Here is a 16,001-nt window from a genome sequence, read left to right as displayed (position 1 = left end):
CGGGGATCTGTCTGTGTACCTCAGTTAACTCAAGAGGACTAACTAACAAAAATTAACAGTGATGGGTTGAGGATTTGGCGTGAGAGGGTTGCCAAACTGTGATAGAATTTGCCAACGATCTGAAAATAGTCTACATCTCTACTTAGAGAAGGGAATCATAAGAATAGATGACCAATCACCAAAATCGAGAGTACTGGCGAGCGAATAAAGCGCTGATTCGGAATCTGCTCGTTGTCTGGGCGTTGGTGTCAATTGTCCTGAGTATCCTGCTGGTACAACCCTTGAATACGATTAAGCTGGGTGGACTTCCCTTGGGATTCTGGATGGCACAGCAAGGATCAATTTATGTATTTGTGGTGTTAATTTTCATCTATGCTATTCAGATGGATAAATTGGAACGTAAATACCGCAATCACCACCCCGGAAACGATAACGAGGAGTCATGATGTCAGTTGAAGCTTGGACAAGTGTATTGGTAATACTTTCTTTTATTGTCTATGTCTATATTGGTTGGCATTCGCGGGTAAAAGATACTAAAGGTTTTTTTGTCGCCTCTCAGGGTGTCCCCGCTATCGCTAACGGTGCAGCTACAGCCGCTGATTGGATGTCAGCGGCGTCGTTTATTTCCATGGCGGGGTTGATTTCGTTTCTGGGGTATGACGGTTCTATCTATCTGATGGGATGGACGGGGGGATATGTCTTACTCGCCCTACTGCTAGCACCCTATTTACGGAAGTTTGGTAAATATACTGTACCCGATTTTGTTGGCGATCGCTACTATTCCCGTACAGCACGTTTGGTGGCGGTGGTGGCGGCAATTTTCGTCTCTCTCACCTATGTGGCTGGACAAATGCGGGGCGTGGGAATTGTCTTCAGTCGTTTCTTACAGGTGGATATTAATACAGGCGTGATTATTGGGATGGTAATTGTCGCCTTTTTCGCCATCTTGGGGGGAATGAAGGGGATTACTTGGACACAAGTAGCACAATACTTTGTCTTAATTATCGCCTATCTAATTCCCGCGATCGCAATCTCTATCCTGCTAACTAATAATCCGGTTCCTCAATTGGGATTTACGTTCAGTGATATTATGGAACGCCTGAATGGAATTCAAGTGGATTTAGGGTTTGCGGAATATACCCAACCCTTTACCCATAAATCTATGTTGGATGTCCTATTTATTACCATCGCCCTGATGGTGGGAACCGCCGGATTACCCCATGTTATTGTCCGATTTTATACGGTTCCTAATGTGCGTGCGGCTCGATATTCCGCAGGGTGGGCATTGTTGTTTATTGCAATTCTTTATACCACCGCGCCCGCTATTGCCGGATTTGCCCGATATAACCTGATTCAAACCTTACACAATAATACGATTGAAGAGGTGCGTCAACTGGATTGGGCAACCAAATGGGAAAACACCGGATTATTGGCGTTTGATGATAAGAATGGGGATGGGCGAATTCAATTAACCCCCGATACCGAGACAAACGAAATTACCATTGACCGAGATATTATTGTCCTCTCTACCCCAGAAGTTGCCCAACTTGCACCCTGGGTAATTGCTTTAGTTGCTGCTGGTGGATTAGCTGCCGCGCTATCAACGGCATCGGGGTTATTACTGGTGATTTCCAGTTCTGTGGCACATGATGTCTATTACCGAATTATCAACCCTAACGCCTCAGAAGCCCAACGGTTATTAGTGGGTCGATTTATGGTGGGATTCGCTATTGTCATTGCCGGGTATTTTGGCATTAATCCCCCCGGTTTTGTGGCGCAAGTTGTCGCCTTTGCCTTTGGGTTAGCGGCGGCTAGTTTCTTCCCAGTGATTATCTTAGGCATATTTGATCAGCGGACTAACCGAGAAGGCGCGATCGCGGGTATGATTGTGGGGTTAGTGTTCACGACTATCTATATTATTGGCGTTAAGTTCTATCAGATGCCAACCTGGTTTTTTGGTATTTCCGCTGAAGGCATTGGTACAGTGGGAATGGGGCTAAATTTTCTCGTGACTGCAATTGTTTCTCGCCTCACCCCCGCACCACCTGCAGAGATACAACAGTTAGTGGAATCGTTGCGAACTCCAACTGATGAACCCTTGGCTTTAGCGGATATTGGCGAAGAGGAATTGGATTAGACTAGACTAGTCTACAGTTTAATGAGTGCGATCGCCTTTTATCGCATTACGCATTGAGGTTAGGACAATAAAATTGGGTGAAAAGGCAACAGGCAACAGGGGAATGTCTTAACGTATCCCGGTAGTGCTATATCTCTAATCCGACTGCTGTTCTCTCACCCAAGTCCGAAACGCCCGTAATGTTGCGGTTTCTCCATCCGCTAAACTTTGCCGAATAAACCGAGGAATTGCGGCTAAAGATAGCCATGGAAACGTCGGACTTTTATCCACAGATTGATAACTCGTTGATTCTGGAGATAAAACAAATACATCGAGTTTACGTCCATCATAATGCCACAGTTCTGGTACACCAATCGCGGCATAAATTGGTAGTTTATCCATAGAACCACTGGTAATATCAATCTCTAAGACTAGATCGGGTGGCGGGTCATTCGCCAAATCAATCTCTTGTTTATGTCTAACCTTGGGTTCATTTTGGATGTAGTAACAGGAGTCAGGTTCTCCCCCTTTTTGTCGTTTTTCTCGCTTCAGAGTGAGAGAACCAAACCGTTTGAGGTTGAGATTTAATTCATCCGCGATCGCGCCAATTAAGCTTTCAATAAAGCGGTTATTATTTTCATGAGTTCCTAAGGGCGTCATAATTTCTAATACTCCGTCATTGTAAGCCAAACGAGCGCAGCGGTTTTTCCCTAAGTCTGCAAGTAACCGCTCAAACGTTTGCCAACTGATATTTGACAGAATGACCCGATGTTCGGCTAGTTCAAAGGTAGCTGTTGTCATCACCTATTCCTGACAAAATTATCCCTTTTGTCGGGGTGTAAAAATGAAAGTAATAATTGGGTAAAAAATGGCTTTCCCCCTTGTATAGTATAGCTTCCCGCTTAATTCAGCAAGTCCCTAAGATGAGTCCCCCATCCCTCTACCTTCTCCGTTGCCCTTGTTCTTTTCCATTCTCTGAGTATCATTAGAGTTAGGGTTTGCCAGAAGCAGGGGGGGCTAGGATTGATGGGCATGATCACGTTTCTCAAACAGGGGCGATCGCTGACCTTCCCGTTAGTCTGGCTAACCCTTTTCAATCCGACGGTTCAGGCTCAGTTAATACCAGACAGCACGTTAGGCACAGAAACCTCTATCGTTACTCCTCAAGGTGTACGAGACTTAATTGAAGGTGGCGCAAGGCGAGGGAGTAACTTGTTCCATAGTTTTAGTGAGTTTAACGTTAATTTAGACCAACAAGTTTACTTTGTAAATCCGGATGGAATTACCGATATCCTGACTCGCGTTACGGGGAATAATGTCTCTAATATCTGGGGAACTTTAGGTGTTGATGGCAATGCCAACCTCTTTTTACTCAATCCTAATGGGATTATTTTTGGTGCCGATGCCCAATTAGATGTTGCGGGTTCTTTTGTGGCGAGTACGGCTGATGGGATTCAGTTGGGAAACGATGGAATGTTTCGGGCGACTAATCCCCAAGACAGTCAATTGTTGGCGATTCAACCGGGTGTCTTATTTTTAGACGCCTTACGCCAACAGCAAGCGGAAATTCGGAATCAGGGGAATTTACGTGTCGGTGCAGGAGAAACCCTGATGCTAGCGGGGGATAGGGTAATCAGTACGGGTTCATTGACCGCTCCTGGGGGTACAATTCAGGTATTGGGCGAGGACATTCAGCTATTAGAAACTGCCAAAGTTGATGTGTCTTCTCTTACAGGTGGCGGTAGCGTGACGATTGGTCAAGGGGAAAAGGTTACTATCGATTCAGGAGTGCAAATTCAAGCCGATGCCCTGCATCAGGGGGATGGCGGGAATGTGATTATTAGAGGTAATACATCTACGCAATTTCAGGGAACAATTACTGCTCGTGGTGCGAGTGAAACGCCTGAATCTAATGGGGGTTTTGTGGACGTATCCGGTGGATATTTAGATTTTACAGGAATCGTGGATACCACAGCACCTTTGGGAGACGTGGGAACCCTGTTACTCGACCCAAAAAATATTTGGATTCAAGATGATGGAATTGACGCCGCTGATGGACAAACCTTTGAGACGAATCCTACAGAGGTATCGATTATTAATGGTAATGTGCTTAGCTCTGCTCTCGCCACTAACTCGGTCACGTTACAGGCAAATAATGATATTGCCGTTAACCAGAGTCTGTTTAGCGGATCAAGCAATAGTCTAAATTTACAGGCAGGACGTTCGATTACCATTGCTGATAACCTGCTAATCTCTCTGAATGGTGGAGATTTTACTGCCAAAATTAATGACGAAAATGCTATAGTAGCTCAACGGGATGCTGGAGTTGCTCAGTTTTTGATGAATCCTGGTTCTATTCTGGTGACGAATGGGGGAAGCATAGAGGTTACTTCCGGAAGCTTTGCTGATACCAGTCAAATTAACACTGCGGGAAATATTATTGCCAATTCCCAGAATCAAGCTGGAGATATCTCACTCAATGCGATCGGGGATGTGAGTATTAACCAGAATATCAGCTCAACGGGAGAAATAGGCGGGAATATTACCCTGAACAGCCAACAGGGTGCGATCGCAACTACGGCGGCTCTAGTCAGCAATAGTAGCAATCAAGCCGGAGATATCTCTGTTGAGGCTCACGGGAACATTAGTGTTAATGGGAATATCGCCTCACAGGGAGAAATCGGTGGGGGGAATATTACCCTGAACAGCCAACAGGGTGCGATCGCAACTACAGCGCATCTGGTTAGCAATGGTATCAATCAAGCGGGTGATATCTCTGTTGATGCGAGCGGGAACCTTAGCGTTAATGGGAATATCCACTCAAGTGGAGAAATCGGTGGGGGGAATATTACCCTGAACAGCCAACAGGGTGCGATCGCAACCACAACTCCTATCATCAGTAATGGTAGCAATCAAGCCGGAACTATCTCACTTGATGCCGCCGGAAACCTAAATATAATGGCAAGTATTATTGCCAATTCCCAGAATCAAGCTGGAGATATCTCACTCAATGCCACAGGGGATCTTACTATTGACCTTGACCCTAGCCTTGGTGAAAACATTGCATCTATTGGCGATTTCGCCGGACAAATCACGCTTAACAGTGGTGGACTGTTTTGGCTCAGAGGAAACAGTATCAACAACAGTAGCACAGTTCCTGGCATTGCCAAGGGAATTACGATTACTGCTCAATCCATCCGAGTTGAAGATGGATCTATTTTTTCCTTTGCCTTCAATGAAGCTCAAGGGGGAATAGTACAGATTAATGCTGCCGATGACATAGTGATTCGGAACAGTATTCTCGCGACGATTGCTGCTCCGGGTAGTGCTGACGCGGGGGATATCAACCTAAATACCCGTCGGTTAACCATTATCCAAGACCCTGCATTTACATCTGGCGTTGGGATTGCTTCTAATACCAATCCGGGCAATACTGGCAATGCGGGAGATGTGACGATTAATGCCACGGAGTCTCTCGAAATTATTGGCAATCAACCTGGTGCGTTTACTATTAAGCCGAGTGAATTGGCTCAAGTTGCCTTGCAAGGTGATACAGGAATCTCCACATTAGCGTTCGGTAGTGGGAACTCTGGCAATTTAACAATTAATACTGGGCGATTATCCATTCGCGACGGTGGCGGAATTACTACCTTTGTGAGTCAGGGTGAAGGGGGAGATTTAACCGTCAATGCAACGGATATCTTTTTACAAGGAGAGGGCGGTATCGGTACGGGAACTTTGGGTGAAGATGCTGGGGATTTAACCCTAAATTCTGAGAATGTCTCTCTTACAGATGGAGCTGTGATTAGCACATCTACGGGGAGTGATGGCGATGCTGGGGACTTAACCTTAGATGTGCGTAACTTGAGCATTCGCAATGGTGCTGGCGTTCTCGGAAATACCGGAGGAGACGGCAATGGGGGACAATTAACAATTAAGAATGCTGAGTTGATTGAAGTGATTGGTCGGTCTGCGGATAGCAGCTTTCCCAGTTCCATCGTCACGGATTTATTTTCGCTGAATAAATCAGGCAATGCTGGCAATATAGACATTACTAGCCAAGAATTGATTGTCCAACAAGGTGGCGAGATCACATCAGCAACCCGTGGTTTCGGAGATGGGGGAAATATTCGACTAAATCTAGAGCGTCTGCAACTGAATAATAGTCGAATTAATGCTTCAACATCAGGTTCTGGAAACGGTGGAGATATTCGGATTCGCGCTTCCGAATCCCTTGAACTCATGGGGGCAGGATTTGAGGCGTTACAAGAGCAAATTGTACTTCCAGCGTTTGCCGATACACTCACCCTGGATAATTTTAATCAGGGAATTGTCACGGTTACGGATGGAGAGGGCGCGGCGGGTAATGTCTTCATTGAAACCCCAAATTTTATCGCCCGTGATGGTGGATTGATTGCCACCACGACACTCAATCAAGGTAGGGGGGGAAATATTCAGATTGATGCCACAAATCGGATCGAGTTAGACAATTCGCTGTTAGGTTCGGGAACGTTTGATCAGGCGGAATCGGGCAATGTTACTTTAACCTCTCCTCAGCTTATAGCACGAGGGGGAGCGCAGGTTTTAACCACTACTTTTAATTCCGGACAAGCGGGTGATGTGATCGTGAATGTGTCGGAGTTGATTGAACTGTCTGACCCCACGAATGAAGGAACTCTCATCGGCACAGGTTTATTTGCTTCCTCGACTGAAGCCGCATCTGGCGATGGGGGAAATATCAATATTAATAGTCCCACGAGTGAATTAAACATTCGCGATCGCGCGGCGGTGTCGGTGAGTGCGACAGGGACAGGTAATGCTGGAGATATCAATGTTGACATCCGCTCTATTTTCTTAGATCAAGGCTCAATTTCAGCAACGAGTTTATCCGGGGAAGGGGGGAATATCAATCTCAAGGTAGCCGAGACTCTAATCTTACGAAATAATAGTCAAATCTCCACCCGTGCAGGAACTGAATCCAGTGGTGGGGGTAATGGGGGAGATATTACCATTGATGCTAATTTTGTGGTAGCCGTGTTGTCAGAAAATAGTGATATCACGGCGAATGCATTTGAGGGAAATGGCGGCAATATTACGATTACCACGCAAACAATTTTGGGGTTGCAAGTGAGCGAAGAATTAACCCCGAATAGTGATATTACGGCGAGTTCGCAATTAGGAATTGATGGTATAATTGTGATTAATACACCGAATATTGACCCATCACGCGGATTATTTGAACTGCCGTTGGATTTCTTTGATGCTTCCCAGCAAATCGTTTCTGGCTGTCCAGCAGATACAGGCGATCGCTTTATCGCAACAGGGCGCGGTGGAATTCCCAATACTCCCAGTCAATACCTATCTGGACGGGCGATTTGGGAAGATACGCGACGGTTATCCAGCCAAATTTCTCCATCTCCAACTGATGCGAATCCTCAGCATCCTCAACCCGATCCTCAACCTTTAATTGAAGCCCAAGGTTGGGTTGTTGATAAGGATGGTACAGTGATACTTACGGCTGAACCCTATCAAGGCAAACGAGTGAATATTGGCATGGATTTTCGCACTTGTGGAAGTCAGCTAAACTTGTGATGGGTGAAGTGTCACTGACAACAATCATCACCAATCCATTTCCTGCAAAGTTTTGAAATCTTCTTGAAATTCAGCGACATCGTAGTGAACACAAATAACTTAAGGTAAAGATCTCTTAGATCGGGGGGTGTAGGGGCGGGTTTTACAGATAACATTTTGCACCAAACTGATAACTTGACTAAACCCGCCCTTCTCCCATAGTCGGGGGAGCAGAAAACCCATAGCTTAAAATTAGAATGGGTAATGGTTATGGCTTAAGTTGACACGGATGACCGACGTGCGCCCAGAAAACCCGTAAAATTAGGGGCTAAAGCCCCTACTACAAACCCAATCTTTCAGTAGCAACAGATGTATAAAACTAGAAATCAAACTGATAGTATAGTAACCATCCACCTTTAGTCCACCTAATGCTGGAATAGCCACAAAGGTTTTGGCAATTCCCTTTTGATGGTTTTGCCGAGATCCCTTTCACCGAAAGAGCGATCACAGCTCAGGATAGATAAGGTACAATAAAAGCAGATTATAAAAAACTATAACTATGGCTTCGGTATCCAATCAACCAACAAATCAACCAACAAAAATTACCCGTACAGAACGAGGACTTGTCATCGCCGGAACTCGCATTACACTGTATCAATTCATGGACTATATTCATGGGGGGTATCCGCGATCACTGATCCGACAGCATTTCCCCCAGATTACGGATGAAAAATTTGATGCAGCCATGTCTTACATTGAAGCCAATCGTGCTGAAGTCGAAGGCGAATATCAAACTGTTGTGAAAGATGACGAAGAGATTCGGCAGTACTGGGACGATCAAAATCGTGAATACTTCGCTCAAATTGCCAAACTGCCACCGCCACCTGGTCGAGAAACAGCCTGGGCAAAACTTCAAGCCGCGAAAGCCAGACTTGAATCTAAGTCATGAACTTTCTGATTGACCACAATATTAGAGGGCAGGCACAGCTTTTATTGAATGTTATAGAAAATGAAGGTTGGCTTGATTTGGTGGCGATTCGTTTTGTCATGTTTGAAGAGATAGCTCTAGAAATTGATAGCAGCGATAGAACGGTTTGGCGACTAGCACAAGCCAATCAGATGATTTTATTAACAGCGAATCGAAGCATGAAAGGCAAGGATTCATTAGAACAAGTGATGCGGGAAGAAAATACACCGGATTCCTTGCCTGTGGTTACGATTGGCAACGTGGATCGCGTGAGTGAATCTGAATATCGAGAGCGTTGCGTCAATCGACTGGTCGAGATTGCCCTTTATGCAGAGAACTATAGGGGGACAAGACGAATTTTCATACCCTAAAGCTCTAGTTTGCGATCGCATCATCTCTGGAACCCCCATAGTAATGTGCGATCAGCTATTGCTAGAGGCAGGAATGATATCATGTCCAGTCAAACACCCCTGAATAAAAACGCCTGAAACCCTTATTTTTAAGGCATTGCAATTATGGGCAATCGTCAGGACATGATATGATTGAGCGATCGCTAGATCCATGTTAAGACTTTAGCCATAAAGGTTTAAGGGTAACGAAACTTGCTTTGATTGAGGCGCTTAAATTCAGGATGGGATCTATGGGATGGTTGGGAAGACGTGCGAGGAAACGACTACTATTTTTAGGATTAGCCTGGTTAACCGTTGTGGCGATAATCGCATCTCCTGTCGCCCTGGGAAATGCCTCAACTCTTCCTCAGTCGGATATCATACAACAGGAATCTCATCTGGCTCAATCTCTTGATCCAGTCAGCCGATTCAGTCAAGGTAAAATTGACTATGATCGGGGACGCTTTGCTGATGCGGTACTGGCTTGGCAAGCAGCGGAACAGATTTACCAACAAGCAGGCGATCGCACTAACCAGGCACTCAGTTTAAATTATTTGTCCCTTGCCTATCAACATCTGGGACAGTGGGAACAGGCAAAGGCGGCGATTGAGGAAAGTCTAAACCTCCTAACCACTCCCACCGATCCTGCACTCTTGGCACAAGTATTAAATACCAAAGGCAGTCTGCAATTGGCAACCGGACAATCCGAAGCTGCGTTGCCAACCTGGAAAGCCGCCGAGACAGCCTACTCCCAAGCTGATGATGTTATCGGTGTATTGGGGTGTCAAATCAATCAGGCGCAAGCCTTGCAAAGCTTGGGAATGTTTCGGCGATCGCAACAAGTCTTAGAACGGGTGCAGCAAGCCCTCACGCTACAGCCAGATTCGCTGATTAAAGCCACCGGATTACGCAGCCTGGGGATGGTTTGGCAAGCGATTGGGGAATTAGACGAAGCACAAAACATCCTTAACCAGAGTTTAGCGATCGCACAAACCCTTAATTCCCCTGCCAATATCAGCGCGGCTTTCTTGAATCTGGGTAACACGGCACAAGCCTTGGCAGATATAGATGCTGCTATTACTTATTACCACAAAGCGGCAAAAACGGCAACCAATCCCTTAAACCAACTCGAAGCCCAACTGAACCAATTTAAGTTACTGATTCATCAACAGCAGTTTAATCAAGCACAAGACTTATTTGCCCCAATTCAGCATAATCTCTCGCAATTGTCTCCCAGTCGATATGCTATCTATGTTCAGGTGAATTGGGCAGAAAGTTTAATTGAACTCCTAGAAAACTCAGACGGGTATTCTCCCGATCTGATCACCTCATCAGACATCGCCCAACTTCTCGCTAAAACCATTGCCCAAGCCAAAGCCTTAAACGATATCCGCGCTGAATCCTTAGCCCTAGGAACTCTGGGAAAACTCTACAAAACCAACCAGCAATGGTTGGAATCTCAACACTTAATCCAAGAAGCATTGCTCTTTTCCCAAACGATTAATGCCAGAGATATTTCCTATCAATGGCAATGGCAACTCACTCAACTTTATCAGCAAACTGGAGACTTGAACGCCGCGATTACTGCCAATCAAGACGCCTTTGAACTGCTGCAATCCATCCGAGGGGATTTGGTGGCGATGAATCCCGATGTGCAGTTTTCATTTCAATCACAAATTGAACCGATTTACCGGAATTTAGTCCGTCTCTTATTACAACGTCCCTCAACCGATAACCTCAAGCAAGCGCGTCAGGTGATTGAATCCCTCCAGTTAGCCGAACTAGAGAACTACTTTCGCGCCTCCTGCTTAAAGGCGAAAGCTGAGCAAATTGATACGGTGATTGAAGACAATGATACCCAAGCAGCGGTGATTTATCCAATTATTTTATCTGACCGGATTGCCGTGATTCTCTCCTTACCTGGACACCCCTTAGAAACCTACAGCACAGAGTTACCCCAAGCGGAAATTGAAGAGAGGGTGAATCAACTGCGACAGTCGATGAATATCGCCTACTCCAACCGCAAACGGCTGACTGTTTCTCAAACTATTTATGACTGGTTAATTCGACCAATAGAAACTCAGTTAGCTCAACAGGATATTAAAACCTTAGTCTTTGTTCTCGATGGTGTGTTGCGGAATGTGCCAATGGCGGCGCTCCATGATGGTGAACAGTATTTAATTGAGAAATACAGTATCGCCTTAACGCCAGGGTTACAATTACTAGAACCGCGATCGCTAACGCAACTCCATCTACGCTCTCTTACCGCCGGATTAAGTCAAGCGCGTCAGGGGTTTTCGGCATTACCGGCTGTGAAAGATGAAATTGAGCAAGTGAGTATCAATATTCCATCCACTGTTCTTTTAAATCAAGCCTTTACTAGCACTGCATTAGAGAACAAAATTAACACACTTCCGGTGAGTGTGGTTCACCTGGCTACTCATGGTCAATTTAGTTCTAACCCAGAAGATACTTTTATCCTCACCTGGGATAAACGGTTGAATGCCAATACCCTAGCTCAACTCCTCAAAGGTAAAAACCAAGACAATACTCCCCCGATTGAACTCCTGGTTCTCAGTGCTTGTCAAACCGCAAATGGCGATCAACGAGCGGCGTTAGGATTAGCAGGATTAGCCGTGCGATCGGGAACACGCAGTACCATTGGTACGTTATGGTCAGTCAAAGATCAATCAACGGCTCAGGCGATGATCCAACTGTATAACAATTTAACTCAACCTGATATTAATCGCGCTGAAGCCTTGCGACAAGCTCAGTTATTTCTACTCCAACAAGATAAATACAAACATCCCTACTACTGGGCACCTTTTATTTTAGTGGGGAATTGGCTTTAAGTTATTTGTCATTTGTCATTTGTCATTTGTCATTTGTCATTTGGTCGGGGCGGGTTTTGCAGCCAAGCTAGGGATAACAATCAATATTAGTCCCTAAACCCGCCCCTACAGACGATCCATGGCTCGTCTGGAACATGGCTTCCCCTGCTTCCCCTGCTCCCCCTGCTTCCCCTGCTCCCCCATCTCCCCCATCTGCCCCATCTCCCCCAGCCCCTCTGTATTCTGCCTTTTAGTAGATGCTATTGTCGCTAAATGTTATAATGCGGGTTTCAGACAACTCCATAAATAGGGTGATAGCAATTTGGGAATGTCTTGCTGAAAAAACAGTTAAATCTTCAGGCGGATAGAACTTCACTGAAACGACTCTATCTATAGAACAACTGTATCAATTTTAGACCCCTGTACAAGGTTATACCCATGAAACCCTGGCGATTTTTTAGTATAAAGTGTCGAGGTTGGCATTTCCCCTTACTTCTAGTGTCGATCACACTATCTTTAGAATTGGCGATTGTTCCTCGTCTAGTTGCCCAAACTCAAGCTGTGAAAAAGCCGAGTAATACTCAAGCACCTGTGCCACCTGGAGATGGCAGTCCCGATGATACAACAGGAGCAGGAACTCGTGATGGCGGTTATTGTACAAACGATAATGCCACAGAAGATGAACCCGGATTTTCGGTTCTAGTGCCAGTTGAAAATAAAACGATCGCGCAACGTCCTACATTCTCACTGTACATCCCGGAAACGGTAGCACAAAAGGTATTTTTTAGTTTAAAGAATGCTGAGAACGAAGAAGAGTATGATTACCAGACTATCATGACATTACCAACAACAGCCACAGGGAGTGAGTTTAGCTTCCCTTTACCAGAGGATGCGCCTGATTTAAAAACAAATACGCCATATCAATGGTCGATCAGCTTAATTTGTCAACAGTCTCTTGATCCCAATGACCCGACTGTAACTGGCATAATTGAGCGCGTTGAATCTCAACAAATTACTGTAAATTAAGAGTATTTGTCATTGGTCATTGGTCATTTGTTGTTGAGACGGGGCGGGTTTAGTTAAGTTATCGGTTTGTAGTAAAATGTTAGCTGTAAAACCCGCCCCTACACGCCTATTACCCCTATTCCCTGTTAGTGAGCCATTCTTCAATTAAGGCGTGATTGCTCTCGCGTTCGGACTTTTTCAGATATTCTAGGGCAATCCGTACCGCCGCCGGAGAGGTTGGGTAGTCTTGGGCGAGTAACTCTAGAATGCGACGGAGTTGGAGTTTCTCGATGTGCTTGCTGGTAAACCAAGAGAGTGCGATCGCGGATAGAATTAATCCTAGGATTGACGGAATCACAGGTATCCACCACCCCTGCAAGAAAGCGAGATAGGCAACTGAGACTAAGACTAAACCCGCGATCGCAATCCCCAAAGCTACCCTCTGAGGAGACTGCAACCGCCAACTTAATACTGTACCCATTAAAGACCATAGCAAAATCCACAGCCCCTCTTGCGATTCACTCCATGTCCGGATTAGTGGACGATTATCCAAGGCGGCGCTCAAAATTTGACTGGTTAAATTTGCATGAATTGTCACACCTGCCATCTCTTGGGGTGTGCGATACAAATGTCCACTGTAGGGTGTATAGAAAAAGTCTTTCAGGCTGATTGCGATCGCGCCAATTAATATAACTCGTCCAGTAAACCCATTCTCCTCCTTTAATTCGGCGGGAATTCGATTTTCTAGTAAATCGGTAAGCGAGATGGTATAAAAATTTTCTAACCCGCCACGATAGTTTAATAGTATCTGATAGCCGCCTGTATTCACCCGCACATAGCCGCCATCATTTTTATCTAACGGTGAAAAAATGGCTTTACCCAATTGCAAATGATGCTGATCTTTAGCTTGGAACTTAATTCCTTGGGCTTCTAGATACTGCAATGCCAGTTTTAAACTGAAACTGAGATGAAGTTTATCCGCCAATTGAACAGATATTAACCCTCGGCGGACTTTGCCATCTACATCCAATACCATATCCACAAAACCGACTTGTCCCAACTGACTTAAACTTGGAGGAGGATTCACGGAATTGCCCACAACTTTCTCAGCGCCAATTAGATTCGGAGTGGACTGAAATAGATCCACTAATTCTTGATGTCCGGGTTCGACAGGTAAATCTCGATACACATCTAAACCAATCACACGCGGATTGTCTGCATTTAATCGAGTAATTGCCTCTGCTAACACCGCATCGGGGAGGGGCCACTGTCCAACTTGAGTGATATCGTTTTCATCAATGGTGACAATTACAATCCGTGGATCAGCGGGTTCTAAGGGGCGAACTTGGAAAAACTGATCCAAAACATCCCATTCTAAACCTTGCAACAATCCAGTTAAACGTAACAGAATCACCAGAATAGTTATACTTAAACTTATCGCCCCAATCCAGCCACGCCACAGTCTATATCGGATGGGTTCGGTCTTGGCTTGTTTCGTAGCAGATGACAGAATAGAATTAGCTTTTTCTATTGCTTGGAGAGCATTCTGAATGTCGCGTCGATTTAATTCTTGACTCGCGGCTAAAAAGTGATAATCTAGATCACTCAAACTTTTATCCTGCGACCAGGTTAATGCCTCTCTTAACGCCTCTCCTTGCAGCAGGTAGGATTGATCCTGTTTTCTGGAGGCAATCCAGGCATTGAAATCCTCAGCATAAGGACGCAGGGAAACTAATTTTTTCGTCACCCAGGCTCGATTAAATACTTCTTGATAAATTATATTTTTTACCTGTAATGTTCCCTGATTTTTAACCAATAAACCCGACAACAAAAGTTCAGTTACTTCTCGCGAGTCATCTACCTCAATCTCCACACCTTGTAACACCTGCTGATAAATACCCAGCATTCTACCCGTCCGTTGCCCATTCCCTTGAATGCGATTCTGGATAGTTCTCAAATGTTCCGGATCATCCTGAGACACCCAGTTAGTAATGATGCGCGATCGCACTAAGTTTTCTACCCACTTGTATTCCTGACCTGGCGGGATAACTAGCCTCTCCGGTTCTGTATTTTCTGCCGCTTTCCAGATTAAATTACACAACTTTTGGGTGAGAAATGGCTGACCAGATGTCCACGCCAAGATTGCCTTAACAATCCTCTCCGGAGTATTAATTTTTTCCTCTAAGCCTTGGATCAGGGGTTGTACTTCCGCGAGTTTAAACCCTTGCATTTCTATGGCTTGACCAATATTAAAAGAAGTCCGGCTGCGATCGCGAATTAAGTCTGAGGGTGCAGCGACACCAAAGAAGGCAAAGACAATCCGATTATAGTCGGGATTAATAGCGCGTTGATTATAGCAAAATCGAATTAAAGCCCAAAAATCATCAATAGGAAAATTAATATTCAGGATTCGATCAATTTCATCCATAAAAATGACCAATCGTTCACTGGAGAATTGACCGAGCAAAGCTTCTTCAATAAACTGACGACATCGTTGCAAAAAAGAGATATCTTCTCGCTCTTTCCACCACGTTTTTAAATAAATCTTTTCCCGCAGATTGAACGCCAACCATAACTGTGTGACAACACCCTTATACCACTGCACAGGCGTCGTATATTCACCACCAATCGTGGTCATATCCAGAACCCCACAGCGGAATCCTTCGGCTTCCAGACGATACTTAGTTCTGACAAGGAGAGAGGATTTACCCATTTGTCGAGGGCTAAGGACATGACAAAATTCACCTGCTTTCACCGCCTGATAAAGTTGGGCGTCTGCTTGTCGCACCACATAGGTAGGATCATCATGTCTGAGACTACCGCCAACTTGGTAATTTGTCATTTGTTATTCGTCATTTGTCTTATGTCATTCGTCATTCGTCATTTGTCATTTGTCAATAAATAGTTATAGTTATATCGTAGGGGCGGGTTTAGGGAATCAATTGTAGGGGCGGGTTTAGGGAATCAATTGTAGGGGCGGGTTTAGGGACTAAATTCAGCTATTCACCGATAACCCAACAACAAAACCCGCCCTCCCCACCGATAACCCAACAACAAAACCCGCCCTCCCCACCGATAACCCAACAACAAAACCCGCCCTCCCCACCGATAACCCAACAACA

Annotated in this window: 9 protein-coding genes; 7 read left to right on the top strand and 2 right to left on the bottom strand. The window is 45.1% G+C overall.

The window, feature by feature from the left end; translation table 11 throughout:
• Positions 1–167: 167 nt before the first annotated feature.
• Both RIG27_RS09225 and RIG27_RS09220 read left to right on the top strand, forming a co-directional pair.
• Positions 168–446: a DUF4212 domain-containing protein gene (locus RIG27_RS09225; protein WP_446344459.1), complete on the top strand. Its 279-nt coding sequence runs from the start codon at positions 168–170 to the stop codon at positions 444–446.
• Positions 446–2,137: a sodium:solute symporter family protein gene (locus tag RIG27_RS09220; RefSeq protein WP_446344545.1), complete on the top strand. Its 1,692-nt coding sequence runs from the start codon at positions 446–448 to the stop codon at positions 2,135–2,137. Before RIG27_RS09225 ends, RIG27_RS09220 begins: the two co-directional genes overlap by 1 nt.
• Positions 2,138–2,272: 135 nt before the next feature.
• On the opposite strand, the gene RIG27_RS09215 is transcribed toward RIG27_RS09220, so the two are convergent.
• Positions 2,273–2,917 (bottom strand): Uma2 family endonuclease, encoded by a 645-nt coding sequence (locus RIG27_RS09215; protein ID WP_446344457.1) that lies wholly within the window; start codon positions 2,915–2,917, stop codon positions 2,273–2,275.
• 225 nt (positions 2,918–3,142) lie between these two features.
• Here RIG27_RS09215 and RIG27_RS09210 point away from each other — a divergent pair, with 225 nt between their 5' ends.
• The 5 genes from RIG27_RS09210 to RIG27_RS09190 all read left to right on the top strand — a co-directional run bounded on the left by RIG27_RS09210 (position 3,143) and on the right by RIG27_RS09190 (position 12,900).
• Positions 3,143–7,708, top strand: coding sequence for a beta strand repeat-containing protein (locus tag RIG27_RS09210; protein WP_446344455.1), 4,566 nt, complete (start codon positions 3,143–3,145; stop codon positions 7,706–7,708).
• A 538-nt stretch (positions 7,709–8,246) separates the two neighbouring features.
• On the top strand, positions 8,247–8,636 hold the full coding sequence (locus tag RIG27_RS09205; RefSeq protein ID WP_446340961.1) for a DUF433 domain-containing protein: 390 nt from the start codon (positions 8,247–8,249) through the stop codon (positions 8,634–8,636).
• On the top strand, positions 8,633–9,025 hold the full coding sequence (locus RIG27_RS09200) for an ACP S-malonyltransferase (RefSeq protein WP_446340962.1): 393 nt from the start codon (positions 8,633–8,635) through the stop codon (positions 9,023–9,025). Before RIG27_RS09205 ends, RIG27_RS09200 begins: the two co-directional genes overlap by 4 nt.
• 260 nt (positions 9,026–9,285) lie before the next feature.
• The gene (locus RIG27_RS09195) at positions 9,286–11,895 is read left to right on the top strand and encodes a CHAT domain-containing protein (protein ID WP_446344452.1); all 2,610 of its coding nucleotides are present in this window, start codon (positions 9,286–9,288) and stop codon (positions 11,893–11,895) included.
• Between the two features lie 477 nt (positions 11,896–12,372).
• Positions 12,373–12,900, top strand: a complete 528-nt coding sequence (locus tag RIG27_RS09190) for a DUF928 domain-containing protein (RefSeq protein ID WP_446344450.1) — start codon at positions 12,373–12,375, stop codon at positions 12,898–12,900.
• Between the two features lie 115 nt (positions 12,901–13,015).
• On the opposite strand, the gene RIG27_RS09185 is transcribed toward RIG27_RS09190, so the two are convergent.
• On the bottom strand, positions 13,016–15,721 hold the full coding sequence (locus tag RIG27_RS09185; RefSeq protein WP_446344448.1) for a CHASE2 domain-containing protein: 2,706 nt from the start codon (positions 15,719–15,721) through the stop codon (positions 13,016–13,018).
• Positions 15,722–16,001: the final 280 nt, after the last annotated feature.

Origin of the sequence: Coleofasciculus sp. F4-SAH-05 (assembly GCF_040222985.1) — a bacterium.
Classification (GTDB): Bacteria; Cyanobacteriota; Cyanobacteriia; order Cyanobacteriales; family Coleofasciculaceae; genus Coleofasciculus; species Coleofasciculus chthonoplastes.
Note: the sequence above shows the minus strand (reverse complement) of the source record. Positions and strands in the feature narration are given on the sequence as shown.